The organism is Vibrio sp. SCSIO 43140, from assembly GCF_023716585.1.
Taxonomy (GTDB): Bacteria; Pseudomonadota; Gammaproteobacteria; order Enterobacterales; family Vibrionaceae; genus Vibrio; species Vibrio maritimus_B.
On the sequence record NZ_CP071851.1, the window covers coordinates 1,890,593 to 1,916,485 of the forward strand.

Annotated in this window: 26 protein-coding genes; 12 read left to right on the top strand and 14 right to left on the bottom strand. The window is 46.8% G+C overall.

The window, feature by feature from the left end; translation table 11 throughout:
- Nucleotides 1-146 precede the first annotated feature (146 nt).
- The 5 genes from J4N45_RS26805 to J4N45_RS26825 form a co-directional block, all read right to left on the bottom strand.
- Entirely contained in the window at nucleotides 147-632 is a 486-nt protein-coding gene (locus J4N45_RS26805) for an Lrp/AsnC family transcriptional regulator (protein ID WP_128649976.1), read from the bottom strand.
- Between the two features lie 122 nt (nucleotides 633-754).
- Nucleotides 755-988 (bottom strand): hypothetical protein, encoded by a 234-nt coding sequence (locus tag J4N45_RS26810; protein ID WP_042475162.1) that lies wholly within the window; start codon nucleotides 986-988, stop codon nucleotides 755-757.
- Between the two features lie 310 nt (nucleotides 989-1,298).
- Nucleotides 1,299-4,355: an efflux RND transporter permease subunit gene (locus J4N45_RS26815; protein WP_252015851.1), complete on the bottom strand. Its 3,057-nt coding sequence runs from the start codon at nucleotides 4,353-4,355 to the stop codon at nucleotides 1,299-1,301.
- Nucleotides 4,355-5,413, bottom strand: a complete 1,059-nt coding sequence (locus J4N45_RS26820) for an efflux RND transporter periplasmic adaptor subunit (RefSeq protein ID WP_252015853.1) — start codon at nucleotides 5,411-5,413, stop codon at nucleotides 4,355-4,357. The genes J4N45_RS26815 and J4N45_RS26820 overlap by 1 nt, the downstream gene beginning before the upstream one ends.
- A complete protein-coding gene (locus tag J4N45_RS26825; protein ID WP_252015855.1) occupies nucleotides 5,413-6,486 on the bottom strand; it encodes an efflux RND transporter periplasmic adaptor subunit in 1,074 nt (357 codons plus the stop codon). The genes J4N45_RS26820 and J4N45_RS26825 overlap by 1 nt, the downstream gene beginning before the upstream one ends.
- Nucleotides 6,487-6,754: 268 nt before the next feature.
- Between J4N45_RS26825 and J4N45_RS26830 the strand changes: the two genes are divergently transcribed.
- Entirely contained in the window at nucleotides 6,755-7,477 is a 723-nt protein-coding gene (locus J4N45_RS26830; protein ID WP_234497711.1) for a TetR/AcrR family transcriptional regulator, read from the top strand.
- Between the two features lie 102 nt (nucleotides 7,478-7,579).
- Here the strand turns inward: J4N45_RS26830 and J4N45_RS26835 are convergent, their stop codons facing one another.
- Nucleotides 7,580-9,472, bottom strand: coding sequence for a PTS fructose transporter subunit IIABC (locus J4N45_RS26835; protein ID WP_252015856.1), 1,893 nt, complete (start codon nucleotides 9,470-9,472; stop codon nucleotides 7,580-7,582).
- Between the two features lie 427 nt (nucleotides 9,473-9,899).
- Between J4N45_RS26835 and J4N45_RS26840 the strand changes: the two genes are divergently transcribed.
- Complete coding sequence (locus J4N45_RS26840) at nucleotides 9,900-10,730, top strand: helix-turn-helix transcriptional regulator (protein WP_252015858.1); 831 nt, start codon at nucleotides 9,900-9,902, stop codon at nucleotides 10,728-10,730.
- Here J4N45_RS26840 and J4N45_RS26845 read toward each other — a convergent pair.
- Nucleotides 10,722-11,519 (bottom strand): PTS sugar transporter subunit IIA, encoded by a 798-nt coding sequence (locus tag J4N45_RS26845; protein WP_252015860.1) that lies wholly within the window; start codon nucleotides 11,517-11,519, stop codon nucleotides 10,722-10,724. The genes J4N45_RS26840 and J4N45_RS26845 overlap by 9 nt on opposite strands.
- 3 nt (nucleotides 11,520-11,522) lie before the next feature.
- The gene (locus J4N45_RS26850) at nucleotides 11,523-11,834 is read right to left on the bottom strand and encodes a PTS fructose transporter subunit IIB (protein WP_252015862.1); all 312 of its coding nucleotides are present in this window, start codon (nucleotides 11,832-11,834) and stop codon (nucleotides 11,523-11,525) included.
- A gap of 242 nt (nucleotides 11,835-12,076) precedes the next feature.
- Here J4N45_RS26850 and J4N45_RS26855 point away from each other — a divergent pair, with 242 nt between their 5' ends.
- Nucleotides 12,077-12,661 carry an NAD(P)H-dependent oxidoreductase gene (locus J4N45_RS26855; RefSeq protein WP_252015864.1) on the top strand — a complete coding sequence of 195 codons (585 nt, stop codon included), beginning with the start codon at nucleotides 12,077-12,079 and terminating at the stop codon, nucleotides 12,659-12,661.
- Nucleotides 12,662-12,745: 84 nt separating this feature from the next.
- On the opposite strand, the gene J4N45_RS26860 is transcribed toward J4N45_RS26855, so the two are convergent.
- Nucleotides 12,746-12,883, bottom strand: a complete 138-nt coding sequence (locus J4N45_RS26860; protein ID WP_252015865.1) for a hypothetical protein — start codon at nucleotides 12,881-12,883, stop codon at nucleotides 12,746-12,748.
- A 257-nt stretch (nucleotides 12,884-13,140) separates the two neighbouring features.
- Here J4N45_RS26860 and J4N45_RS26865 point away from each other — a divergent pair, with 257 nt between their 5' ends.
- Nucleotides 13,141-13,725 carry an NAD(P)H-dependent oxidoreductase gene (locus tag J4N45_RS26865; RefSeq protein WP_252015867.1) on the top strand — a complete coding sequence of 195 codons (585 nt, stop codon included), beginning with the start codon at nucleotides 13,141-13,143 and terminating at the stop codon, nucleotides 13,723-13,725.
- Between the two features lie 72 nt (nucleotides 13,726-13,797).
- Here J4N45_RS26865 and J4N45_RS26870 read toward each other — a convergent pair whose 3' ends face one another.
- Complete coding sequence (locus J4N45_RS26870; RefSeq protein WP_252015869.1) at nucleotides 13,798-14,946, bottom strand: helix-turn-helix domain-containing protein; 1,149 nt, start codon at nucleotides 14,944-14,946, stop codon at nucleotides 13,798-13,800.
- Between J4N45_RS26870 and J4N45_RS26875 the strand changes: the two genes are divergently transcribed.
- The 3 genes from J4N45_RS26875 to eat are packed head-to-tail and all read left to right on the top strand — an operon-like array spanning nucleotide 14,929 to nucleotide 18,642.
- A complete protein-coding gene (locus tag J4N45_RS26875) occupies nucleotides 14,929-16,353 on the top strand; it encodes an ethanolamine ammonia-lyase subunit EutB (protein WP_252015871.1) in 1,425 nt (474 codons plus the stop codon). The two genes, J4N45_RS26870 and J4N45_RS26875, sit on opposite strands and share 18 nt — an antisense overlap.
- 10 nt (nucleotides 16,354-16,363) lie before the next feature.
- A complete protein-coding gene (gene eutC, locus J4N45_RS26880) occupies nucleotides 16,364-17,230 on the top strand; it encodes an ethanolamine ammonia-lyase subunit EutC (protein ID WP_252015873.1) in 867 nt (288 codons plus the stop codon).
- Between the two features lie 11 nt (nucleotides 17,231-17,241).
- Nucleotides 17,242-18,642 (top strand): ethanolamine permease, encoded by a 1,401-nt coding sequence (eat, locus tag J4N45_RS26885; protein ID WP_252015875.1) that lies wholly within the window; start codon nucleotides 17,242-17,244, stop codon nucleotides 18,640-18,642.
- A 60-nt stretch (nucleotides 18,643-18,702) separates the two neighbouring features.
- Here the strand turns inward: eat and J4N45_RS26890 are convergent, their stop codons facing one another.
- A complete protein-coding gene (locus tag J4N45_RS26890; RefSeq protein WP_252015877.1) occupies nucleotides 18,703-19,347 on the bottom strand; it encodes a DsbA family oxidoreductase in 645 nt (214 codons plus the stop codon).
- A 134-nt stretch (nucleotides 19,348-19,481) separates the two neighbouring features.
- On the opposite strand from J4N45_RS26890, the gene J4N45_RS26895 reads away from it, so the two are divergent.
- On the top strand, nucleotides 19,482-19,850 hold the full coding sequence (locus J4N45_RS26895) for a winged helix-turn-helix transcriptional regulator (RefSeq protein ID WP_252015879.1): 369 nt from the start codon (nucleotides 19,482-19,484) through the stop codon (nucleotides 19,848-19,850).
- Nucleotides 19,851-19,918: 68 nt separating this feature from the next.
- On the opposite strand, the gene J4N45_RS26900 is transcribed toward J4N45_RS26895, so the two are convergent.
- Entirely contained in the window at nucleotides 19,919-20,458 is a 540-nt protein-coding gene (locus J4N45_RS26900) for a redoxin domain-containing protein (protein WP_252015881.1), read from the bottom strand.
- A 231-nt stretch (nucleotides 20,459-20,689) separates the two neighbouring features.
- On the opposite strand from J4N45_RS26900, the gene J4N45_RS26905 reads away from it, so the two are divergent.
- Nucleotides 20,690-21,871 carry an MFS transporter gene (locus J4N45_RS26905; protein ID WP_252015883.1) on the top strand — a complete coding sequence of 394 codons (1,182 nt, stop codon included), beginning with the start codon at nucleotides 20,690-20,692 and terminating at the stop codon, nucleotides 21,869-21,871.
- A gap of 74 nt (nucleotides 21,872-21,945) precedes the next feature.
- Here J4N45_RS26905 and J4N45_RS26910 read toward each other — a convergent pair whose 3' ends face one another.
- Nucleotides 21,946-23,127 carry a benzoate/H(+) symporter BenE family transporter gene (locus J4N45_RS26910; protein WP_286036923.1) on the bottom strand — a complete coding sequence of 394 codons (1,182 nt, stop codon included), beginning with the start codon at nucleotides 23,125-23,127 and terminating at the stop codon, nucleotides 21,946-21,948.
- Nucleotides 23,128-23,205: 78 nt separating this feature from the next.
- Between J4N45_RS26910 and J4N45_RS26915 the strand changes: the two genes are divergently transcribed.
- Entirely contained in the window at nucleotides 23,206-23,745 is a 540-nt protein-coding gene (locus J4N45_RS26915; protein ID WP_252015887.1) for a helix-turn-helix domain-containing protein, read from the top strand.
- Between the two features lie 21 nt (nucleotides 23,746-23,766).
- Here J4N45_RS26915 and J4N45_RS26920 read toward each other — a convergent pair whose 3' ends face one another.
- The gene (locus J4N45_RS26920; RefSeq protein WP_234497674.1) at nucleotides 23,767-24,003 is read right to left on the bottom strand and encodes a hypothetical protein; all 237 of its coding nucleotides are present in this window, start codon (nucleotides 24,001-24,003) and stop codon (nucleotides 23,767-23,769) included.
- A 146-nt stretch (nucleotides 24,004-24,149) separates the two neighbouring features.
- Between J4N45_RS26920 and J4N45_RS26925 the strand changes: the two genes are divergently transcribed.
- Nucleotides 24,150-24,569 carry a VOC family protein gene (locus J4N45_RS26925; protein WP_252015888.1) on the top strand — a complete coding sequence of 140 codons (420 nt, stop codon included), beginning with the start codon at nucleotides 24,150-24,152 and terminating at the stop codon, nucleotides 24,567-24,569.
- 146 nt (nucleotides 24,570-24,715) lie between these two features.
- Nucleotides 24,716-25,882 carry a MalY/PatB family protein gene (locus J4N45_RS26930; RefSeq protein ID WP_252015890.1) on the top strand — a complete coding sequence of 389 codons (1,167 nt, stop codon included), beginning with the start codon at nucleotides 24,716-24,718 and terminating at the stop codon, nucleotides 25,880-25,882.
- The last annotated feature ends 11 nt before the right edge of the window (nucleotides 25,883-25,893 follow it).

Here is a 25,893-nt window from a genome sequence, read left to right on the forward strand (position 1 = left end):
ATATATAAACACTTAGCTACGAGAGATTGCGCAAATTCTCAAAAAAGAAATGCGACAGTCTCAAGTGCGGGAATATAGGTGAAAAGATTCGAGGATGAGGGCGTTTTTATCAACGCAAGGTAGGTAACGATTTGTCTTAGTTGAGTCTAAAGTGTGTCGAGTAAATCTGGATTTACACCAAAACCGGTTTTATGCTCCTCAATCACCACTTCGCTGCGGGTTTGAATCACCCCTGGCAAGGTACCAAGCTTTGTTGACATAAAAGACTGATAGGACTTCATATCTTTTGTGCGAACTTTGATCATGGTGTCGAAATCACCAGAGAGGGAATAGCATTCTTCGATTTCCGGCATAAGCTCAACAGCTTTAGCGAACTTTTCAAAAATGGAGAAACTCGTCTGATCCAGACGGATATGAATAAAGACCTGAACATCCAAGTTCAACTTTTCTGGGTTGAGCTCTGCATGGTAACCAAGGATGAATCCCTCTTTCTCTAGCCGTTTAACGCGATCAGAACATGGAGACGTCGTAAGGTTGACGAGCTTGGCCAACTCGACAATGGGCATACGACCTTTACGGCTAAGTATTCGAAGGATTTCCAAATCGATTTTATCTAAAGCAAGCGAAGCCATTGATTTAACTCAAGTGAATTGGAGATTTCACGATTGTAAATCAAAGGTTATGCCTGTAAATAGATGCGAGATCACAAAGTTGTGACAAATCCCACTAATCGATAACAGTTTACAGTGTGAATCTAAGCCAGATTCGTTTGACCAGTGATAACTGGTTTTACAGACTCTTGGTTCTGAGTATTGCACACTCGGCAATACAGTTGGCGTTCTAACTTGTAGTAACCACTACCGTTAACCAGTTGAGACATAAGCATTTGGAAGCTTTGAAGCGCGGATGAACTGTCGTTATGACTGCGGCGCATGACTGCTTTATGGGCGGTATCTTTCTTGCACGCTGCGCAGTAGTTAGTCGGCATGTGAGGTGTCTCCATTTGCATCTGATCGTTTCGTGACCATATTGTGTTGAAAGTGGGTCGAATTACAAAACGATCATGCCAAAAAATGTGGTTGGTATTCCAAAATAACGTCATTATTTTGCGAAAATTTGATCAAGATTTCGAAATTAACTTACAAATAACTCGATAAAGACGATGAATACGGAACTCGTCCGCAAAAATCACAAAAATGGCGTCAAAATGCGAGAAGCGGGTTCAAAATTCACATCCTTGTAACGCAAAAAAGCCTGCAATTAGTGCAGGCTTTTCGTCATATCCACTGTAATTTCAGTTATTTCGCGGGTTTTACCTTAAAGAAAATAGCGAACAACACAGGAACAACGATGAGTGTTAGTACTGTTGCAAAGCCAAGACCTGCCATGATCGTGATCGCCATTGATCCAAAGAACGCATCAAACACCAATGGAATCATACCCAAGATGGTAGTCAGGGCTGCCATACTCACTGGGCGCACACGACTCACCGCGCTATCGACAATGGCTAGATACGGGTCTTTACCACTTTCTAACTCAAGGTTGATCTGATCCATCAATACAATCCCGTTTTTCAGAATCATACCGCTCAAGCTCAATAGTCCGAGCAACGCCGTGAAACTAAATGGCATGTTTGATAATAAGAGACCAAATGCAACACCGATAATAGACAGTGGCACAGTCAACCAAATCACCAGCGGCTTTTTGAACGAATTGAACAGCAACATAGTGATGATAAACATCAGTAAGTAGCCCATAGGCAACGATTTAAACATCGCCTCCTGTGCATCTTTGGACGACTCATACTCGCCGCCCCATTCGATCGTGTAGCCAGCAGGTAAAGGCAGTGATTCTACCTGTGGCTTAACGCGAGCGAACAAACTCGCTGCTGTCTCATCTCCAAGTACATCATGGTCAGCTAATACCGTTAACGTACGTTTTCTGTCACGACGCTGAATGATTGGCTCTTGCCACTCAAGCGTCACATCATCAATCACCTGCTCTACCGGGACATACGTCTGCAGCATCGGGCTCCAGATAGAGATGTTCTGCAATGATGCGTAATCGACACGCTCAGCTTCCGTTAGACGAGTAACGATAGGTAACATTTGTGTGCCATCGCGGAACACGCCAATCGTATTACCGCCAAAGGCTAGCTGCAGTGTGCTCGAAAGATCTTCTTTAGAAATACCTAAGCGACGTGCCTTCGACTCATTGAACTGAGGAACCAACTGCTTCGTACGCTCACGCCAGTCGTGGCGAACATTTCGTGAACCCGGATCTGCGAGCAAAATGTCTTCTACTTGAACCGCGATATCACGCAGTACTTGCGGATCAGGTCCCACAATACGCGCTTCTATTTTAGATGCAGGTGACGGACCAAACTCCATTAGCCTCAGCTGGAATGTTGGCGCAGCAAATTCATGGGCAAGCTCCGAATCCAGCTTGTGCAGTAGCTCAAACATGTTGTCTCGGCTCGTAGTACGAACCTGTAGCTGCGCATAGCCCTCGTAGCTTTTCTCTGGTTGATAGGTCAGCATAAAGCGTTGCAAACCCTGACCTACCGAGGTCGATACAAACTCTACATCGCCTTGCGACTGAATATACTCTTCAACTTGCTCGGTTTGTTTCAGGGTCTGACGGATATCCGTACCTTCAGGCATCCACATATCTACGAAGAACATTGGCGTATTCGATGGTGGGAAGAACGACTGCTTCACCAAGCCAAATGCCATCACAGCCGAAACCAACAAGGCAATCATACCCGCGACTGTCAGCCAGCGAAGCTTAAGAGCTAACTCCAGGGACCAGCGGAACACGTTAAACAGCACGCCTTTATATGGGTCTGCATTGTCTGCTTGTTCATTCTTGTCCGACTCTTTGAGTAGCAAGTCTGCAAGGAACGGAGTCAGTGTTAGCGCCGTAATCCAACTTAGGAACAGCGAGTAACAAAGTACCCAGAATAGTGAGCCCATAAACTCACCCGTCGCATCTTGTGAAAGACCGATAGGTGCAAACGCAGTAATCGCAATCACTGTTGCGCCTAGCAATGGCCACTGAGTCTGCTTAGCAATACTCATCGCTGCCTGCTTCTTGGTTTGACCTTGTTTTAATCCAACCAAAATACCTTCAACAATGACGATGGCATTATCCACCAACATACCCAGAGCAATAATTAGCGCGCCCAAGGAAATACGATGAAGCTCGATGTTGTTGATACTCATCATGATGAAGGTACCAAACACGGTGAGCAGCAATACCGAACCGATAATGATGCCGCTGCGCATACCCATGGTAAACAGCAGCACCACGATAACGATGCCCACCGCCTGAGCTAAGCTCACAACAAAGTCTTGAACCGACTTATCAACTTCCGCTGACTGGTTGTAGAAGTAATCAAGATGAATACCTGCTGGCTTAATGCTCTCTAGAGCTTGTAGCTCAGCATCAAGCGCTTTACCTACCTCAACCACGTTCACGCCAGAGCCGAACGAAATCGCTAGGTTAATCGCAGGCTTACCATTAAAGGTGATCACATTGGATGGCTTCTCTTGAATACCCTTAGAGATATCAGCCACATCTTTCAGACGAATCAAGTTACCTGTGTCGCGACCATGAATGATCAGGTTTTCCAATGACTCAACAGAGTCCAAGCTGCCATTAGGACGAATTGCCAAGCTTTCGCCGTTGATCATGATTTCACCCGCAGCTTGGACGCTGTTTTGTTGGTTCAACAGTCCCATCACGGTGTTCATGTCTAGGTTAAGGGCAGAAAGGCGCTCCAATGATAGCTCGACAAATAGCATCTCTTGTTGATTGCCAGAAATATCGACTTTACCAACGCCATCGACCAACTCTAGCTCTCGGCTAAGGTAATCCGCATAACGCTTGAGCTCGACATAGTCATAGCCATCACCCGTTACCATGATCATCACCCCAAACACATCACCAAAATCATCGATGATCTGAATTGAGTTAACGCCAGCAGGCAGGTTTGGACGCAGGTCATTGATCTTACGACGCATCTCATCCCAAATTTGCGGAAGCTCGTCCGGGCCATAATCCATCTCCATACTCACCATGATCTGAGAAAGACCGGCAGAGGACGTGGATTTGATGTTGTCGATATAAGGAAGCTTGCGGATCTCTTTTTCTAGCGGATACGTGAGCTCTTCTTCAACCTCGGTTGAAGTGGCTCCCGAATAGGTAGAGATAACCATGGCATCTTTGATGGTAAACGCAGGGTCTTCTAAACGCCCTAAGTCGTTAAACGATTGAATACCACCGATTGCTAAGATAACTAGAAACAGCCAGCTTATGACGCGGTTTTTAATTGAATACTCGGTAAGACTCATTATTTATTGTTCTCCATGAGCGCTACTGCTTCACCGTCTCTCAGTTTTCTTAAACTAGAGCTAATCAAAATGTCACCTTGGCTCACGCCAGAGTCGACAATCACACCGAAGCTGTTGACTTGATCAACGCGCACTGGCGCTTTTGTTGCTACGCCTTCTTCATGTTTCCACACAAAGAATTCGCTCGGCTGGTTGCCTGCTTCTAGCACTGTCATTGGCAATTGGTAACCTTGAATTGTACTAAGTCCGGCAGCCACCATATCAACGTGCACAGACACGCTCGTACCCGGCAAGATTTTGGCATCTGGCTGAGGCATCTGAAGCCAAAGCTCGTAGGCACGGCTTACTGCATCAGGCTCACTAGAGTGCTCAAGATACTCCATGGTGTAGCTTTTATCCTGACCAGAGAAGAAAGCTCTTGGCTCATAAGCATCTCGCTGTGCTTGTGGCGTAATAGAGGCCAGAATATGGTCGGAGAGACTGATCTTCACATAGACCTTGTCATCTTGATAAATCGAGACCACAGTTTCACCTGGACCAACATTCTCAAAACGCTCTTTGTCCACTTCAGCGACGACGCCAGCAAATGGCGCTTTCAAACTGGTGTACTGAATCTGATGCTGAATATTCTGATATTGCGCTTTGGTAAGCTGTCGGTTAGACGTCAGCTCATCTAGCTCAGAGCTCGAGATCATTTCGCGAGAGTAAAGCTCTGCGCCACGACGTAACTGCTTAGTCGCCAACTCATACTGAGCTAGTGCATCACGATATTGCTGCTGGAGCTTTTTATCGTCGAGCTTAGCGACCACTTGACCCTTCTTCACCGATTGTCCCGGCTTCACAAGAAGGTGAGCAATCTCACCCTGAATTCGAAATGACAGCTTTGTTTGCTCTGCAGTCACCACCTGACCACGAAACTCGCGATACTGCTGCTCAACAGGCTTTGACACTTCAATGGTCTCAACCATCAAAGGTGCTCGTTCACGAACGGTGATATCCGAGTAGCAGCCCTGAAGCGTGAGTGCTGCCAGTCCGATTGCAATAATTGACTTTTTCACTAGATACCGCCCTCACGTGTCCATAGTTTTACGCGTTGTCCTTCCACTAGATTGGCAGCGCCAGCAACCACAATTTGGTCACCTTGCTGAAGACCTGCGGTTACCGCACCAACCTCGTTGGTAGAAAGTTGGACTTGATGAATTTGCTGCGTTTCAGGATCAAAGCGCCATACTTTACCGCTGCTGTCTTGTTGGCTAATCCAAGCGCTTGCCGGTAGTGAGAAGGCTCGCTCTTTGGCTTCACTTTGAATGTGCACTTGTCCGGACATGCCAGACAACACATTGATGTTTGCAGGCTTTGCAATAGTTACCGCAGCGGCATAGCTGTTGGTATCAAGATCAGGCTGCATCGCAATTTCGCGAAAACGCGCTTCGATTCGCTGGTTGCGATGGCTATCCAAAGTCACAAAGAAATGCTGGTCTTTTAGCTGCTCAAGGGTCATCGCCTTCACCTCTGTCACTGGAATCGTGAAGGTAACATCCAAATCTTGGCTGCTAATAAGGTTCAAAATAGGCTGCTTCGCACCCACGACTTCGAAAGGCTTTTGATACGTCAGGGATACCACACCATCAAATGGCGCGATAATTTGGGTATAACCAAGGTCGGCCTTGGCTTGGGCAAGGGATGCCTCAGCGGCTTTAAACTGAGTTTCGTTGCGGTCAAACTCATCGGCACTGATCAGCTTTTTGGCAAAAAGCTGCTTAGCGCGTTTCAGTTGAGATTCCGCTAGATCAAATTCAGCCTGTCTTGCATCGAGCGCGACTTGGTAATCGGTAGGATCGAGCGTCGCCAAGATCTCACCTTTATTAATCGCCTCACCCATCTTCACGTCTATGGATGAAATTTGCCCTGCTACTTGAAAAGAGAGTTGCGCACGGTCTGTTGCATCAACCTGCGCTAGGTAACTGTTTACAGGAGCAAAATTGAGTTCTGGGACCTCCACCACTTTAACAGGCTTAATCACTGGCTCATTGATTTCTGATTGTGCTTGGTTGCACCCAGACAGACCAATGGCCGCCATAACGGGGAGCACCAGCATGCTGGTATTTTTGAATAGACGATGGGTTTTCATAATATTTATCCCAAATTATATTTTACGGGTGTGCAGTAAATTACTTTACAGTTGTGCAGTATATGTATAATTTGAAGGAGATCAATAATTATTGCACATGTGTGCAGTATAATTTTTTCGATGAGCTTCATCGCTTTTGGTTATAAGAAGCTCTCGAACCCTGGCTTAAGTAGATCTACTGCATTGTGCAGCCCTATTGATGTGCATCTTGTCGATAGGTAGGTAATTCAGTACCCTGTATAGGATTGATTAATTAAAAAGGTATCGAGTGGAGAAGAAGAAAGGTCGTCGCAGCGCCATGGCGGCAGAAGAGACGAAAAACCTGATCATGACGGTCGCCGCAGAAATGTTCTGCGAACTTGGCTATGAGCGAGTTTCTATTCGTAATATCAGTGAGCGCGCCGGCGTTTCGCACAGCTTGATCCGTCACCACTTTGGTAGCAAAGAACAAATCTGGTACGGCATCAGCGACCACATGCATGCTTACATGCAGAAGTACATTTTAAATCTGCTCGAGCAACTCCCAGAAGATACACCCGCGAACATCAAGCTATACCGATTTGCCTGTGAAATGCTAGCCAACCTAATGGTGGTGCGTCAGCCAATTCAGCTCATCGCAGACGCTATGCGTCAAGAAAATGAATTTTTCGACTATTTCATTGATAGTAAAGGTGAAATTGAGTGCATTGTGATGGCATTGGTCGACAAATATAACCAAGACCGCACCGATGGCAAACACTTCGAAATGCGCGAGCTTAAATGGCAAATGATGCTATATGCCTATGGTTCTGCCTGCATGATGCCAATGCTTAAAGAGACCTGGTCCGACGTAGCAACGGAAGAGGATGAATGCCTACTAAAACATTGGCAATTATTCGAACAGCTGACAGCACATATGCTTCAAGTAGAAGCAAAGGACCGCTTAACACCAACTAAGGTGACAGACCTTATTTACCACGTTGAATGCGATTGGGGTGAATGCCCGATGTAAGCAAGTTTCATAAAAAAAGCCCCATTTATGGGGCTTTTACGTTAGAGGCGCGGGGGGCACCTTTAGGAGCTCGTTAACAGCATAGAGTGTAGAGTTTACTAATTACGCCGCAGCCAATTGAACTTTTTCTACACGCATTTTCTTCAAGCTAATGCAAACCAAAGCAGTCGCAACAGTACCAGCAGCCATACAAACTAGAGCAAGCAGCGGTTTGTTCATCGCACCAAGTAAGGCAACGACTGGACCACCATGGGCTACGCTATTCGTGATGCCGAATGAGAACGCCATAACTGCTGCAACCATAGAGCCGATTACGTTGGCAGGGATGACCGACATTGGATCTTGCGCTGCGAACGGTATCGCACCTTCAGAGATACCTACTAGGCCCATCGCACCTGCAGCTTTACCCGCCTCAAGCTCTGACTCTTCGAATAGGTTGAACTTACGACCAAGTACTGTTGCTAGTCCCATACCTAATGGTGCTACTGGGATAGCACATGCCATTGCCCCCATGAACTGTGTCTGACCACTCGCAATCATGCCAACTGAGAATAGAAACGCTACCTTGTTAAATGGACCACCCATATCAAAACCAGCCATACCGCCGAGTACGATACCCAGCAAAATCACGCTGCCCGTACTCATGCTGATTAGCATCGCATTCAGGCTATCCATCAGGCTCGCAATCGGCGCGCCAATAACAAAGATAAACAGCGCTGAGATAAACAGTGAACCCGTAATAGGCGCAATCATGATTGGCACCAAAGGCTGGATAAACTTGTGGTAGTTACGCGTCGTTACCCATTTCACGAAGTAGCCCACCAATAAGCCCGCGACGATAGCACCAATAAAGCCAGTGCCTGCCTCAGCACCATAAAAAGAGCCGTTGTTTGCAATCCAACCACCAATCAAACCAGGTGCTAAACCAGGGCGGTCAGCAATCGCATAAGCAATATAACCAGCTAGGATAGGAATCATTAGCGTAAAGGCAACAACGCCCACATCAAGCACCTTGTTCCACATGCTGCCGTCAGGAATCGCCATACCCGCTTCTGTAGGTTGACCACCAATCGCCAACGCCAAAGCAATGAGCAAGCCACCGGTCACAACGAACGGAATCATATGCGATACACCGTTCATCAGATAACGATAAAGATCTGAGCGCTTTGACGAGTTGTCAACAGACTTAGCAGCTGCCGCATCGGCGACAAAAACCGGAGCATTTAGCGATTTTTCAATCAAGCCTTTTGCATCGCTAATCGGCGCTTTAACGCCAGCCTCAATGAGTTTCTTGCCGGCGAATCGATTCATATCAACTTGTTTATCTGAAGCGACAACAATCGCATCCGCTCGAGCAATTTCTTCGGCAGTCGGGGCATTTTTAACACCGATAGAGCCATTAGTTTCGACCTTGATTTGATAACCAAGCTCTGCTGCCCCTTTTTCAAGCGCCTCGGCAGCAAGATAGGTGTGCGCAACCCCTGTCGGACATCCAGTGACACCAATCAAAAAACCTTTGTTTGCTTCCGGCACATCGTTACTAGATTCTGATTTTGCGAGTAATAATTCGAGAGCTTGCTGTTCAGATTGAGCGTTAAGAAAGTTTTCAATAAACCCTTCTTCAATCAATTTCGAAGAAAGCTCAGCAAGTACTTCGATATGATGCTCTGAGCCACCATCTGGGGAGGCAATCATAAAAAACAGTTTCGATGGTTGGCCGTCTTCCGCGCCATAATCGATACCCGTTTTACTGACACCGATAGCTACCGCTGGCTCACTAACCGCTTTACTCTTCGCATGAGGCAGAGCGACGCCATCTTCAAAACCGGTATTGCCGATTTCTTCTCGCGCATAGATATCTGCTAAGAACTGGGGCTTGTCACTGATTCTACCTTGCTCTGCTAGAAGCTCTGCCATCTCGGAGAAAACTTCATCCTTGCTGGTCGCTTTTAGATCGAGGCAGATCAGTTTTTCATTGATGAGTTCCGTAATCATAATGATTGTCCTATTTAACCTTGTGTCGGGAGGTTGGACTACAAGATTCTCTTTCCCAGTTTTTATTACCGTGCATGTCACCGGCGCTAGAGTCGAGAAGTGATGTAGTCACTCGATAGGATAATTATCCGTAGATTTGGCATTATTTTTTAGTGCACCAAGAAGGCATTTACTGGATTATTGTAACCATACTATTTTAGTGTGAACTAGCTCAATATAAACAACTAGTCCATCGGCTTAAAATAAATGACAATATGTTAATATTTTACAATAACTTATATTGATTCGTGTTTGAGACAAGAATCGAGAGACATTTTTCTTGTCATACCTTTCTAGAGCTTTGTAACCTACTCTAGGGTTAGAATAACCATGACGTGAATCACGATTTTTTCTGTTTTTACTCTCGTTTACTGGAGAAACTGTCGCTATGTTCCACAACCTGATTGAGACCCTGATCTCTGAAAGAGAGCATTTCAACCGAATCTGGTTTGCGGCCGATCAGTTAACGCCACCAGCATTTAGCTATCAGGTCAACTTTCCACGCTTAGAGCTGGTAATAAGTGGTGAATATGAAAATGAACTCGAAGATCCTGAGCAAGGCATTTCAACCATTAAGGTGTTCTCTGGTGATGCGCTCTATATCCCACCCAACTGCTGGAACAAACCTAACTGGCAAGGGGATTGCTCAGTGCTGAGTTTGCTGTTTGGCAAACGTCAAATGGGTTTTAGTTTAGTGAGTAAGCGTGAGGGCGAGAAAGGGTTCTATGATATCCAAAAACACAGTATCCAGACCCGTACCGGGCACGCTATCGACCATATTTTAGAGGCATTGAATGCGATTGCTCGCGAGCCCCAAAAGTCGCCAATGGATGAACATCTATTGATGGCGCTGCTTTCCTATAGCCAAGCTATGGTGTCCGAGCCCTCGGATAACCTAAAAAGCGGTGACCTCTATCAAGGTATCTGCATCTACATTCAAGAAAACTTTCATCGGACGATCACGAGAAGCAGTATTGCCCGCCGTTTTCACATCAGCCCTAACCATCTCTCACGGCTTTTTAGGCAGCATGGACATATGACGTTGGCGGACTACATTACTTGGGTTCGAATGGAGCGCGCGAAGTTCATGCTCAAGAAATACGATTTTAAGCTTCAAGAAGTCGCCACCCGATGTGGCTATCAAGACGTAAACTATTTCTTCAGGGTATTTAAATCTCGCTCAGGGCAGACCCCAAGTGAGTATCGCCAATCACTGTGAGGATTGGGCGCGCTGCCCCTTAACAAGTTGATGGGTGAGGATGGCTCTTATCGCTTCTGGCTCACGACTCGTGGTCAGGAGATGGCAGAACTCCTCATCTAGAAGAGACTTGGTTAAATGGGTAAAACTAACCAATAAAGGTCGGGTAGGAGGAGATGGCAAGATTAATGAAATGACCAGCGATACTGGCCCAAGTTTCGGTGATTGCCAGTCCATAGGCTCAGCCGACTTAATCACAACCAACGTTGCCTTCTCAATCAATGGAGTGATGATATGTGGCAGAGCAATCATTTTTCCTGTGGCAGTAGATGAGTGCAATTCGCGGTTAAGAAAGTCTTGCTCCAGCTTAGCACCATGTTCTTGACTTGCTAGATTGGCAATCTTTGCAAGTACTTGTGCTTTTTCGGAATCCTCAACGCGAGCAAAGTGATAATCAAGCTCGAAGGGTAACTGAAAGGTGCTGAGCGCTTTGAGAAGCGACAGGTTTGCTCGCTTATTAGAGCGGTGCGCCGTGTTGACCAACATAAAATGTTCAGCAACAAAGTCCATCAACACCATACAGGCAAGTTCGGCGTCAGAGCCTTCTATGTGAAGTTGGCAAAGATCATCTTGTTTTCCTGCGAGCGCAAAGACTTTAAGCGCGTGTTCAATGTTGGCACTGTCCCAGCACGTCAAATTGTGCAATATCACCACAGAACGAAACATGCCGCTCAAGGTTTTCAATCGATTCACCTTCCAACCTGAAAAACCATCTTCAGGCAGAACAAATGTAATTCGACGCTCTATCATGCTCTAACGACCAACCAATTCAACGCAGCGCTGAAGTACAGATTCGACATCCGTAAGGACCTCTTCGATCGTAACGCAATGTATTTTGCTACCCGTGAAGCGCGCGCGATGCTCCACTTCAATATCAGAGGCAATCAATACCAAGTCTGCATTAGCAATATCTTGGGTACTCAGTTGGCTTTCTATTCCCATTGCGCCCTGAGTTTCCACTTTGATACCTATGCCCTGTTTTTGGGCAGCCTTACGAATGGCGTCTGCTGCCATATAGGTATGAGCGATGCCTGTCGGGCATGCGGTTACCGCAACAACCTTCATTGTTTTGTCTCTGTTTGATAAACCACAATTAATTGAGATTTAGATTACTAAGTTGTTGATTGAAGGTACACAATCAAGATCAAAAACTGTGTGATCAACGATGACCGTTCTGTATCTAAAGAGTCAAACATGTAGGTTACTAAAAGTATACTAATTGCAATTGGTTTTTAGGTTACCATAAGATACCACTCAAGCGCTCGGAGTGATTCCTAGCCAACGTGAAACTAAGAGGTCATTAAACCATGAGCAACGTACTTATTATCAACGCACACCAACCTTATCCATTTTCAGAAGGCAAATTGAACGCGACACTCGTCGACAAAGCCGTGACACTTTTGCAGAGCAAGGGTCACCAGACTCGCGTTGTCACTATGCAAGAAACCATTGATGTCCCTGCTGAACTTGAAAACTTCAAATGGGCTGATCGCGTCATCATTCAATCGCCAGTCAACTGGATGACTGTGCCTTGGAGTTTTAAGAAATATATGGATGAAGTATTCACTGCCGGTATGGGGGGTGATCTTTGCTTATTTGATGGCCGCACTGAAGCTGAACCGAAAAAGAACTACGGTACTGGTGGTGTTCTCAATGATTCCAAGTACATGCTATCGCTTACCTTCAATGCTCCAGAAGAGTCATTCAATAACGATTCCGAGTATCTATTCCAAGGTAAAAGCGTCGACGATTTGATGTTCCACATGCACGCAAACTTCCGCTTCTTTGGCATGCAAGCGCTACCTACCTTTGCAGCGTATGATGTGATGAAAAATGCGGATATCGACAATGACTTTGCTCGATTTGAAGCGCACCTCAATGCTAACTTCTAGTCATTGAGTGGACCCTAAAGCGGTTGATTTAGATAAAGCAACGGAGTCTGTCACGACTCCGTTTAACTTGCCAAAAAGGCCTGGCTAGACCTCTGGTCTTAGTAGCTTTTGAAGTAAGGCACTGCGCGCAATGTAATAGTAGCCTCCTTCAACGAGCTCAAATTTGGCTACGGCAAACAGTTTCTCTAGTTTTGTTCTTTGAACACGTCGCTTGATATTCATTTTCTATCCTCACACTCTGCGTATCATTTATCCCTGTTGAGAGGTCGATCCTTTGAGTAATGGTGAAATTAGTCGATGTAAGTAAAACAGCAAAACTAGCTCCCATTAATACCTCGAATGGTTACTTGCAGTATGGGGGCTGAGCGTCAAAGTTTACAGGATTCGACTAAGTTGCAGCTCTCAATGATTCGACCATACTTAGTGAGATCCTACCCCGCAGTATCGGTATTCACTCTATACATTGAAAGGGAATATTCATGAGTAATGTGTTTATCATCAACGCGCATCAACCTTCAGATTTTTCACCGGGCAGACTCAACGGCAGTCTTGTTGAACAAGCAAAGGGCATACTACAAAGCAAAGGCCACACCGTCCGTGTTGTAACAATGCAAGATGATTTGGATGTCGCTGAGCAACTAGCTCATTTTGAATGGGCAGACAAAGTCATCGTACAGTCTCCAGTCAACTGGATGATGATTCCATGGTCTTTTAAGCGCTATATGGACGATGTGTTTACTGCAGGTATGGGCGGAGCACTGTGTAATATGGACGGCCGCTCATCAAAAAGTCCGAGAGAAAACTACGGGACAGGCGGCACCCTAACCAACAAAAAGTACATGTTGTCTTTGACGTTTAATGCGCCTAAAGAGTCATTCGATGACCCGAAAGAGTATCTGTTCGAAGGAAAAAGCGTCGATGACCTTATGTTTCCCATGCATTGCAACTTCCGTTTCTTCGATATGACGGCACTGCCCACATTCGCGTGTTACGACGTACTGAAAAACCCGGAGATTGGATCCGATTTTGCACGATTTGAAGCGCACCTGAATCAGCACTTCTAACGCTATCAAGCTTAAAGCACATTGTTACTATGGCGGCTCAAACGGCCGCCATAGTTGATGAATCATCTGAAACTAACGTTGTGTAAGCGTCGCAGACGGACTCTCACCAAACAGCTTTTTGTAGTTACCGGCGAAAAGCCCTAAGTGATAGAAGCCATGATTAAACGCTATATCATAGACGGAGTGCTCGCCGTCACTACTGATTAAAGCCCTGCGAGCTTGGTTCAACCTCACTCGCAGGAGAAACTGGTGGGGCGACATGCCACAACAAGAGTGAAACGTGTTTTGTAACGTTCTGCGACTCACATGTATGGCACTACAAAGCTCGTTGATGGTCATTGGATGAGACCAATCGCTACTCTCTAATGTTTGCTTCACCCGCCTCATGACTTTAGCGCGTTGAAACAAAGGCTCCATTGAATCGCCGCTACCGCGAGACGAATCAAGGACATCTGCTACAAAGTCCAAAAGTAGTGACTCATGAGTGCGGCAAGACCAACCTACCGGTTGATTCGATAACAATATCGAAAGGTAGGCTTTTAGTTGATGAGCATGAGACGTCGATACTACTTTACTGAGCATTGCCAAACTGTCTGTCTCGACATCCAACTGGTCGAGAATAGAGCTTAAAGCTTGGTCCTCCAGCACCACGCCGTAAATCGAGAAATCTTCCGGCGTCACTAGCTCAAAATCCAGTCCGCCTGCGCGAAGCAACATATCGTCAGCGTCTTGCTGGTGATGATTAAGATACAGAGACTTATCAGTCGCACTTAACCCTAGCCACAGCCCACCTTTAGTGACTTGGCAATCCTGCCTTAAACCTCGATTGCTCTCTTCACGAAACACATGAACCTTAGAAAAGCGTCGCTCTACAATACGACCAAGATACGCACCATCCGTGATCTGATCATAGGCTTGGGCCCAATTGAACAAGTCGTCTGCTTGTTGGTTTGCATCATTTGAGGGACGAATGCACAACTCTGGCGCAAACTTGCAAATGTCATCCATCACAACTACTCCTTCTAAAGGGATTTCTGGCGCCCCACCATGGAGCATAAGCTCTATAAGACACTGTTTACTAACAAATTTAATAGTTGCCATTTTTTGATATGCACATGGAACGCTATTCGCAAACTCACCCATTAGCTGCGAGACACGCTCAGTGATAAAGGCAGCAAGAATCGAACCAATAAAGGAGTCGTCATGACAGCGAAGCACCATCGACAACCCTATCGTCGACAGCCTTATCGCCGACAACACGGAAACCATGTATTTACGTTTAGTTCGCTTGCAGAACTGATGGCGAAAGCCACCCCTGAGCGATCTGGAGATGCCTTAGCTGGAGTGTGTGCAGAGTCTGCAGCAGAGCGCGTAGTGGCGCAGATGACGCTTGCAGATTTACCGCTCAAAACGTTTCTCAATGACGTCGTGATCCCTTACGAAAGTGATGAGATTACCCGACTGATCATCGACAGCCATGACAAGCAAGCCTTCTCACTCATCGAGCACCTCACGGTAGGTGATTTTAGAAACTGGTTACTTAGCGATCAGGCTGACTCGGAAACACTGGCGCAAATAAGGCCAGGGCTTACGCCAGAAATGGTAGCGGCGGTGAGCAAAATCATGCGCAATCAAGATCTCATCTTAGTCGCTAAGAAGTGTCAGGTTGTGACTGCCTTTCGAAATACCATTGGACTGCCGAGCCGCCTTTCCACTCGTCTGCAGCCCAATCATCCAACTGATTCACTCAATGGTATTGCCGCGAGTATTTTCGATGGCCTGATGTACGGGAATGGCGACGCCGTCATTGGCATCAATCCGGCAACGGATAACGTTCCTCAAGCGATAAAGCTCATGCAGCTTATGGATGAGGTCATCCAGCAATATCAGATACCAACTCAGTCCTGCGTTTTAACTCATGTCACCAATACCATTGAAGCCATCGAGCTAGGAGCACCTGTCGATTTGGTGTTTCAGTCGATTGGTGGGACCCAAGGCACCAATGACACGTTTGGCATCAATCTTTCTATTTTGGAAGAAGCGCAGCAGGCAGCGCTGTCACTCAATCGCGGTACGGTGGGTAACAACGTCATGTATTTCGAAACGGGTCAGGGTACCTCGCTGTCTGCTAACGCTTTTCACGGCGTTGATCAGCAAACTTGCGAAGCAAGAGCCTATGCGGTGGCACGTCAATTTGACCCTTTGCTAGTCAATACCGTTGTGGGCTTTATCGGACCAGAATATCTGTTTGATGGTAAACAAATTATCAGGGCGGGACTGGAAGATCATTTCTGCGGAAAGTTGCTCGGGTTACCGATGGGCTGTGACATTTGCTACACCAATCATGCCTACGCCGATCAAAATGACATGGACAATCTACTCACTTTACTCGGTGTCGCTGAATGCTCCTTCATTATGGGGATCCCTGGCTCCGACGACATCATGCTTAACTATCAAACCACCTCATTTCACGACGCGCTCTACGCTCGAAAAGTGCTTGGCTTACGACCAGCCCCTGAGTTCGAGAAGTGGCTGGTAGAGACTCGGATTTTTGACGATGTCGATAAAGTGCGTCTAAACGACCAGCTTGCCACTCCGTTCTCCAATGCCATCAAACAGGTTAGCTAAGGAAAGAGACATGACGAAGGTAGTCAACATAAACAAAGCATCAAACTCTGTGGTGACCAGCCCTTGGCAGAAACTGCGTAGCATGACCTCAGCAAGAATAGCATTGGGCAGAACTGGCAACAGCATCCCGACAGACGCACTGCTGTCGTTTCAGCTTGATCACGCCCAAGCGATGGATGCCGTACACTACGCGCTAGATACTCAAGCCTTAAAAATCGACCTTGAACAGTTACCAATACTACAGTCCATCGCGTCAGGAGAAATTCAAGTTGTCGAAAGCAAAATAACCGATCGCTTAATGTACCTTCAAAGACCCGATTTAGGGCGACAGCTCAGTGTCGCGTCTTGGGCAAAACTGAAAAAACAGGCGTCCACATCTCAAACCCAACCCGATCTCGCTATTGTCATCGCTGACGGGTTGTCATCAACGGCAATACAGAATCACGCCGCCCCCTTTCTAGAGCAGCTTCTTCGAAAACTAGACGAAGGCAAATCATGGCACCTAGCGCCCCTTACTATCGTCAAGCAAGGGAGAGTCGCGATTGCCGATGATGTCGCTGAATGCTTTAACGCTCGTATGGCGCTTATTTTGATAGGTGAAAGGCCCGGATTATCTTCACCAGATAGCATGGGATTGTACCTGACGTGGGGTGCAAAACGAGGCGCCAAAGACTCTGAGAGAAACTGTATCTCAAATATTAGGCCTGAAGGTTTGAGTTACGACGACGCCTGTCAGCGGACCCTATACCTGCTCGAAGAAGCGAAGCGACTACAGCTATCTGGTGTCGATCTCAAAGACCGCTCTGAGATTGACGACGACAGCAGTTCAACACTCAACCAAACCAACTCTAACAATTTTCTTATCAACCGTTTGTAGAGGGATCTACTATGACCAAACATCAAGAATACTTGTCGAAAAGACAGTTAAAAAGAGGCACCGCAGGGTGGATTTTACTTGCAGGCCTCGGAGTCTCTTATGTCATTTCTGGCGACTTCGCTGGCTGGAATTTTGGTATCGCACAAGCCGGCTGGGCTGGGTTTCTTATTGCTGCCATCGCCATGGCCGTCATGTACTTTACTCTGGTGCTCTCACTCGCCGAGATGTCCGCTGCCATTCCTGCCGCTGGCGGGGGGTGCAGTTTTGCCAGGCAAGCTATGGGGCCAACTGGTGGTTTTGTCACTGGGCTGGCGGTACTCATCGAGTATGCGCTAGCTCCGGCGGCCATCGTCATCTTCATTGGCTCAGCGGTAAATGAGCTGATAGGGATAGATGGGCCCGTCGTTTATGCGCTATTTTATGCGGCATTTATTGGTATTCACCTATTTGGTGTCGGTGAGGCGCTCAAGGTTATGATGGTGATTAGCGGTCTAGCCGTTCTCGCTATCATACTGACCGCAGTTGCACTCATTGGTCACTTTGATGCCAGTAACCTGTTTGACATCGCACCTGCCACTGCAGAAGCAACAGAACTCCTACCTTTTGGTTGGTATGGTGTTTGGGCTGCACTGCCCTTTGCGATGTGGCTGTTCTTAGCCGTTGAAGGGGTGCCTCTCGCCGCAGAAGAAGCTAAAAATCCAGCAAAAGACGTACCAAAAGGTATTATTGGCGCGATGGTATTCTTACTCGTCACTGCCGCACTCGTTGTCTTTCTACTTGCAGGCGCTGCGGGTTCAGAGCTGATTGGCGCAAGTGCCGTACCTCTGGTCGATGCGTTAAAAGTGACGAACAACCCTACAATTGCAACCTTAGTGAACATGCTTGGACTTGCTGGCCTCATCGCCTCATTCTTCTCGATTGTTTACGGCTATAGCCGCTTGGTTTTTGCACTATCCAGAGCTGGGTATCTGCCGAAAAGCTTATCTTTAACCAGTAGAAACAAAGTGCCATCTCGCGCTCTGATTGTTCCAGGCATCTTTGGATTTGCAGTGTCTCTAACTGGCGAGGGAGACTTGATTTTGGCCATGGCTGTTGTAGGCGCGACTGTGTCCTATGCCTTAATGTCGCTTAGCCACATCATACTAAGAGTGAAGCAACCAGATCTTGAGCGTCCGTATCGCACGCCGGGCGGGGTTGTCACCTCTGGGATCTCACTCACCTTATCGCTTGTCGCACTTACCGGTGTGTATGCGTTTGACCCATCGGCGTTCTATATGACATTTGGACTGTTTGTCATTGGCGGGGTTTACTATGGCCTTTATAGTCGAAACAACTTAGTGGCATCTAGTGCAGAAGAAGAGTTTGCAATGTTGTCCGTCGCAGAGCAGGAACTCAATACTGATGTAGGTTAATATCAACAAGGGTCAGACATCGCATTCGTAATGCCTGACCCTCTCGATTCACTTGAACGGCTATTTATCAAGCAACTCTTGCAACACCTGCTTATAAACATCGACCGGCTGAGCACCCGTCAATGCACTCTCTCGGTTAAACACCACCGTTGGGACGGAGCTAATACCTGCTTGCTTCCACATATCTTCTGCTTGTTGAACTTGCAGACGTGCTTCTGGATTGTCGAGAAGTTGGAGTGCCTCTTGGCTGTCTAGTCCAACTGCTTGTAGCTCAGTAGCCAATACTTCGCGGTTACTAATATCTTTCCCCTCGCCAAAGAACGCACTGAAAAGTCTCAGTTTTAGCTCAGTTTGTTTACCTTGCGATTTAGCGTACTCAAGCAAGATATGTGACTCGAACGTATTGAGCATTTTCATATCGTCGTCGTACTGAAATCGAAAGCCCAACTCGGCACCGAGGTTCGTTAGGTTTTCACGCGCGCGAATACTATCTTCTTTTGTCGTGCCATATTTTTCTGCCAAGTGCTCACGAAGATTTTGACCTTCCAACGGCATATGAGGGTTGAGCTCAAACGGCTGCCACTCAAGATCGATACGATCCTCGACACCCAGTTCGCGTATCGCTTGCTCTAGACGCTTGTAACCTATGATGCACCATGGACACACAACATCCGATACCACATCCAGTTTGATTTTCTGGCTCATAATGACTTTCTCTTTGTTAATACTTTCTTATATTGAAATTCTTTCTTTTATTGAATTTCTAGTGACTAGGTATATTATGGTGACCTATATTTCTGTTTCAACCAGTTACCATTTGGTGACCTAGGAGCTTTATCGTGGAAAGCCAAATCAAGATTGATAATCGCGGGCGTAAGTCGGTAGAAAACGTCTGCTCAGAGCCCTGTGCGATCGAGAAAGGTATGCGCCTGATTGGTGGTAAGTGGAAGGGCTCCATTATCTATCATCTCAAAGATGGTCCGGTGCGTTTTAATGATCTAACGCGCCTGCTAGGCGGCGCTAGTAAAAAAATGGTCGACCAGAGACTGAAAGAGCTTGAGCTAGAAGGCATGGTTGAGCGCAAGGTCATCAGTGATAGACCGATTGCTGTTAGCTACGAGCTTACCGAATTTGGTCGCACCGCGCTCAAGATACTAGATGATCTTCGCATTTGGTCAGAGACCTACGACATTCAAATTCGGGCTTAACAATACGGCCACAACAAATTAAGGGGAGCATGATGCTCCCCTTTGCTTTACTGCGTCGCAATGCAGAATTAGTAATCTAACGTGCCGCGAATTGGGTAGTTATTGTTCGGATCGCGAATCCAAGCGAGACCACGTGATAGCGCGCCTAACTCTGGCCTCACAAACGGGTTGTTTGAGATGTCTACAACATGAAGATTGCCATGCTCATTCACCACAAAGAGTCCTGGTTCAGCAAAATTATGGTCTGTTTCCTTCTCAGAACGCGGCAAAGAGATATACACGCCAAGCTGCTTCATTTGCTCTTCCGTCAAACCATAAGCCAGTGGGAAGCTCACATCTAGCTGCTCTAAGTGCTGTCCTAGCTGCGCTTTAGAATCCCCGGATACCGCCAATATATCCACACCTGCATCAGCAAATGCTTGCTTGTAAGACTCAAGTTCGTTGAGGTATTTGGTGCAAAGTGGACAGTGTTTACCGCGATACACAAACACCGCTTGCCATGTTAATCCGTTTTTTGGCTCACCAAGTGTGACCGATGAACCATCCAATAACGTTGCTTGTAGTGATGGAAACGCATCGCCCGCTTTTAGTTTTACCGATGTAGACATACTCACTCCCTCATTCACGTTCTCATAGGTTGCCATTGATTGTGGGTCGAGATCCCCATACTTTCAAGTAGTTAACTTTTGGTAACCTGGTCAGATCCTATATTTGCAATATTTGTAAAAATCATTTGTTACAAATACTATTTTTCGCAATCCAACTTTCTTCAATAATGCGGCCCAACAAAACGAAGGCAGTCACTAATAAGAGCGGCTGCGCATTACTGGAGACATCACATGCCTATTGCACTTTTTGCACTTACACTCAGTGCCTTTGCCATTGGTACCACTGAGTTCGTCATCGTTGGATTAATACCAACCATGGCTGCCGATCTTGGAGTTTCACTTCCTTCTGCTGGACTACTGGTCAGCTTATACGCGCTTGGGGTAGCGGTTGGCGCACCTGTATTGACTGCGCTGACAGGAAACTGGAAACGCAAATACGTTCTACTCTCTGTTATGAGTTTGTTTGTCGCGGGAAATCTTTTGGCTTGGCAAGCACCTGGCTATAACACTCTTGTCCTTGCGCGCATCCTGACAGGTCTTGCTCACGGGGTATTCTTCTCCATTGGCTCGACTATTGCGACAGGCTTGGTTTCTAAAGAGAAAGCCGCGAGCGCTATCGCCATTATGTTTACTGGGCTGACTGTTGCTCTAGTGACAGGTGTTCCGCTTGGCACATACATCGGACAAACGTTCGGCTGGCAAACCACGTTCTTGGTTGTTGCGGTACTTGGATTAATTGCCCTGATTGGCAGCGCTTTCCTTGTTCCAAATAACCTAAAACAGCCACCAGCAGCAAAACTATCAGCGCAAATGAAAGTACTGGCGCAGCCTCGTCTGCTTCTCGTGTACGCGATTACTGCACTGGGCTATGGTGGTACGTTTACCGCATTTACTTACCTTGCACCGATCCTAGAACAAGTGTCAGGTTTTGATTCTAGTGCTGTCGGCTTGATCATGTTGGTCTATGGGGTTTCTGTGGCTGTCGGTAATATCTGGGGCGGGAAAATGGCGGACTCTATGGGTCCAATTAAAGCCCTAACAATTATCTTCGCAGGTCTTGCTGGCATTCTACTGGTGTTCAACTTCACGGCAGTGAATCCGATTGCAGCCATCATCACTATCTTGGTATGGGGTGCATTTGCCTTCGGTAACGTCCCGGGACTGCAGGTTTACGTAGTGAAGCTAGCAGAGAAGTATGCGCCTGATGGTGTTGACGTTGCCTCTGGCTTAAACATCGCGGCCTTTAACGTTGGTATCGCATTAGGCTCTTGGGGTGGCGGCCATATTGTCGCTGAAGCAGGGCTCATGCATACCCCTTGGGTTGGAGCGGCAATCGTCATAGTTGCACTGCTATTAACACGCCTAAGTGGTGCTCTTGATAAAAAACAAAGCGCAATCCCAAGCGTGGCATAGTTCAAACCAAAAGGGCTCACTTTATGTGAGCCCTTATCATTTATGTATTTTTCAAAATAGACTCTCACAACCTATCATCGTTTGGCTGTATTCATGGTAAACGAATACAGCCAGCCAACAATCAGCCCCCACAAGGTCGCATTAATTCCCAAAACCGTCACACCCGATAGCGTCACCACCAGCACCAATAGAGCTGGTTCCCGGTAATCTGGCGAATCAAATGCACTTTGCAGACACATCATCAGGGTTCCAAGCAATGCAAAGCCGGCGAGCATATGGGTGATTTCCTTTGGAAATGCTAAAAACATGGACACCACGACGGAAGCCAATAGCCCTGCGATCAGATAGAACACACCCGCCCAAATCACGGCTTTGTATCGCTTGCTCTTGTCAGTGTCTACATCATCATTCATACAAATCGCCGCCGATATCGCCGCTAGATTGACACTAAAGCCGCCAAAGGGTGCGGATAGCACGTTTGCAAGACCCGTCCCCACCAGCACAGGCTTCACGGGTGTCTCATATTCATAGCTTTTCATCATCGCTACACCCGGAAGGTTTTGAGACAGCATGGTTACAATATAAAGCGGCAAAGAAATATTGAGCATTGCTGACCAATCAAACATGGGCGTCACCCAGCTCGCTTGGGCAATGGATAGCTCTGGGTTTGAGAACGATTCACCATCAGCAGAAAACGCCAAAGCGCATCCAACAACAAGCAGCAGCAACATCGTGTACTTGGGCATAAACCGCTTGCTGATGATAAAACTGAGAAACATCCATACAAACGCATAAGGTGTCGTCATGGCGGGCTCAAATGCACGAACGCAGAATGGCAACAAAATCGCACCCAACATAGCGGTCGCAAGAGGGGTGGGAATACGTTGCAACGCTCGAGAAAGAGGAGAGACAAGGCCAGTAATAACAATCATTAGGCCTGAAACAACAAAGGCACCAATCAAGGCAGGCATGTCGTGTTCCGAGGCTGAGCTCACCAATATGGCAGCACCCGGCGTCGACCACGCGGTCAAAATTGGCATTTTGTAATACCATGAGAAACCTATCGACGTGACCCCCATCGTTACACCAAGCGCGAGCAACCAGCTCTCTATTTGCGCGGGAGACGCCCCCGCTGCCGTCGCGGCCTGCAATATGATCACCACCGAACTGGTATAACCGACGAGCACCGCCGTAAAGCCCGCGGTTATGTGGTGCAACGTGGAAATATTTTGGCTCATTGTCATCCCTTTCTGTATAGTAACTCCATCTGTGCGTAATAACGCACAAAACAAAGATAGCACTGTGCGCTATAACGCACAACAGGAACAGAGCCAATGCAAGACTCCAAATTTAGGTCTGAGATCGCCCAGCATCTAAAATCAGAGCGAAAGAAAAAGAAGTTAAGCCTAGATGCGACATCCAAACTCACTGGCGTGTCCAAAGCCATGCTTGGGCAAATAGAGCGAGAAGAATCAAGCCCGACAATTGCGACGCTATGGAAGATCGCCAGCGGCCTTGAAACCTCATTCTCGGCGTTTTTTGCCAACGAACCCAGCTTGCAAACTCCCGAACGCCTGTTTCCTGACGATCCACGAATGAAGGTAAAACCGTTATTTCCTTTTCAAGAAGACACTGGTATCGAGGTCTTTGAGATCACGTTGTCCGGGCACCATCAACAAATGTCTAGCCCACACAGCATGGGCGTGATTGAGCATGTGCATGTGATAAGTGGCCAAGTACAGATATTTTTTGACCAAGAGTGGCATTTACTCAATGCCGGTGAGAGTTTGCGTTTTTACAGTGACCAGCCGCATGGCTATGAAGCGGTATCAGTAGACGCGGTATTCCACAATATCGTGAGTTACCCTAGATAATAAAGGCAGTCATGGTACTGCCTACTCATACTGAGCAATACTGTCATCAATGCTGCCTATGGAGTACAGCACCAGCTCCTCTGGATTTTCCCCTTCGCCTAACGCGTGTACATCCTCACCCTCAGCAATGAGCTGTTTGATGATGGCTAACCCTCTCTCCTGCGGCACTTGAATGATGATAGGCATCTCAGAGGCAGACACACCGTACTTAGTGGCAATAAGCAGCTCTTTTACCCGCTCTTTCTCGCTTTTTTCCATAGATCTCAATCCTTGTTATGTGTGCTGTCATAAAGGTTGTATCAGGGCCTATTTTAGCTCGTTTACCCAGCTTCGCCATTGACTGACTTTGGCAATAACCTGTACGGTACTTTTACCGCACCCAACGAGTTCACAAAGGTAAACCAATGAAACAAGGCATCGCTCACATTGCTCTGGTCGTCAAAGACTACGATGAAGCCATTGATTTTTATGTGAATAAACTTCAGTTTGAACTGATAGAAGACACCTACCAACCCGAGCAAGACAAGCGCTGGGTGGTGGTAGCACCGCCAAACTCTACAGGAACTACCATTTTGCTCGCCAAAGCTTCAAAACCAGAACAGCATGACTTTATCGGTAATCAAACCGGTGGTCGCGTGTTCCTGTTTCTCAATACCGACGATTTTTGGCGCGATTACGAGCGCATGCGTGCTTTCGGTATCCATTTTGTTCGCGAGCCATCAGAGCAGGACTACGGTTGGGTTGCTGTGTTTAAAGACCTATATGGCAACCTCTGGGACTTGCTGCAATTGAATCCGGATCACCCGATGGCAAAAAGGCTGTAGCTCACAGTAGACAGCGCATTTCACATGCCCAACTGAAGAAAACCGTCGTTTAATTTTCATATTTCCAAAAATATAAAAATACTTTTCGTCTTTTTTCACCCTGCTTCGTCTTATAGGTACACACGAACCAAAACTAGAGACCTATTATGTTAAAAGTCACTCCTGACAACCGAGAAGCATCGAACAAGTTCATTAAACACGACAGCAACATGCTTAAGCAGATTTATGGCACCGATGATGTCACACCGTATTGGATCGCCGATATGGAGTTTCCGATTGCTTTTCCTATCACTCAGGCAATGCAAGAACTAGTCAGTCGTGAAACCTACTCTTATGAGTTCGATTCACAAACGGTATTCAACACTATTTCCAGTTGGAACCAAAAGCGTCACGGCCTAACACTTGACCCACAACAGTTCGTGCAAGTACCGGGCGTATTGAGTGCTATCGCACTTCTGATCCGAGAGTTTACGGAAAAAGGCGACGGCGTACTCATTCAAACTCCTGTTTATCATCAGTTCCGTCGCTTGATTGAATCTGCAGGAAGAAAAACCGTAAGTAATACACTCAACATTGCTGACGGTCGCTACGTTATGGATTTTGACGCACTAGAAGCTCAGTTGCGTGACAACAATGTAAAAATGATTCTGCTGTGCAACCCACATAACCCAGTAGGTCGCGTTTGGAAACCAGACGAATTGGAAAAGTTGGTCGCAATTGCTGAAAAATATCAGACGCTTATTGTCAGTGATGAAGTACATGCAGACATCGTTTTCGAGGGAAACACATTCACAAGCATTGCCTCTTTTGACTATGACAACACCATCACGATTATTGGCTCGCCAGCAAAGAATTTTGGACTAAATAGTATCTCCAATGGCTACATCTACAGCGCTAATACTGAGCTCAAAGATCAAATCAAAGCAACGGTGGCGTCCATGTCGCTCGATCATGGCAACGTCTTTACTACTCGTGCGACCATTGCGGCTTATGAACACGGCGAAGCTTGGTTCAATGACTTCGTCCAATACACCCAACGTAATCGCGACTGGATTGTGACCTTCATGCGTGAGCAACTACCTCAAGTGACTGTATTCGATCCAGAGGGAACCAACCAAATTTGGTTCAACTTTAGCGGGCTGAATCTTGATTATGCCGCATTAAAATCAGTGCTGGTAGACGAGGCTAAGCTCGCATTAACACCGGGGACTTGGTTTGGAGAGCCGGACGAAAACTTCTATCGCATGAACTTTGCAGCGCCACTTGAGCAAATACAAAACTCATTGTGGCAGCTCAAAAAGGTGCTGAGCTAAGCTTTTGAACG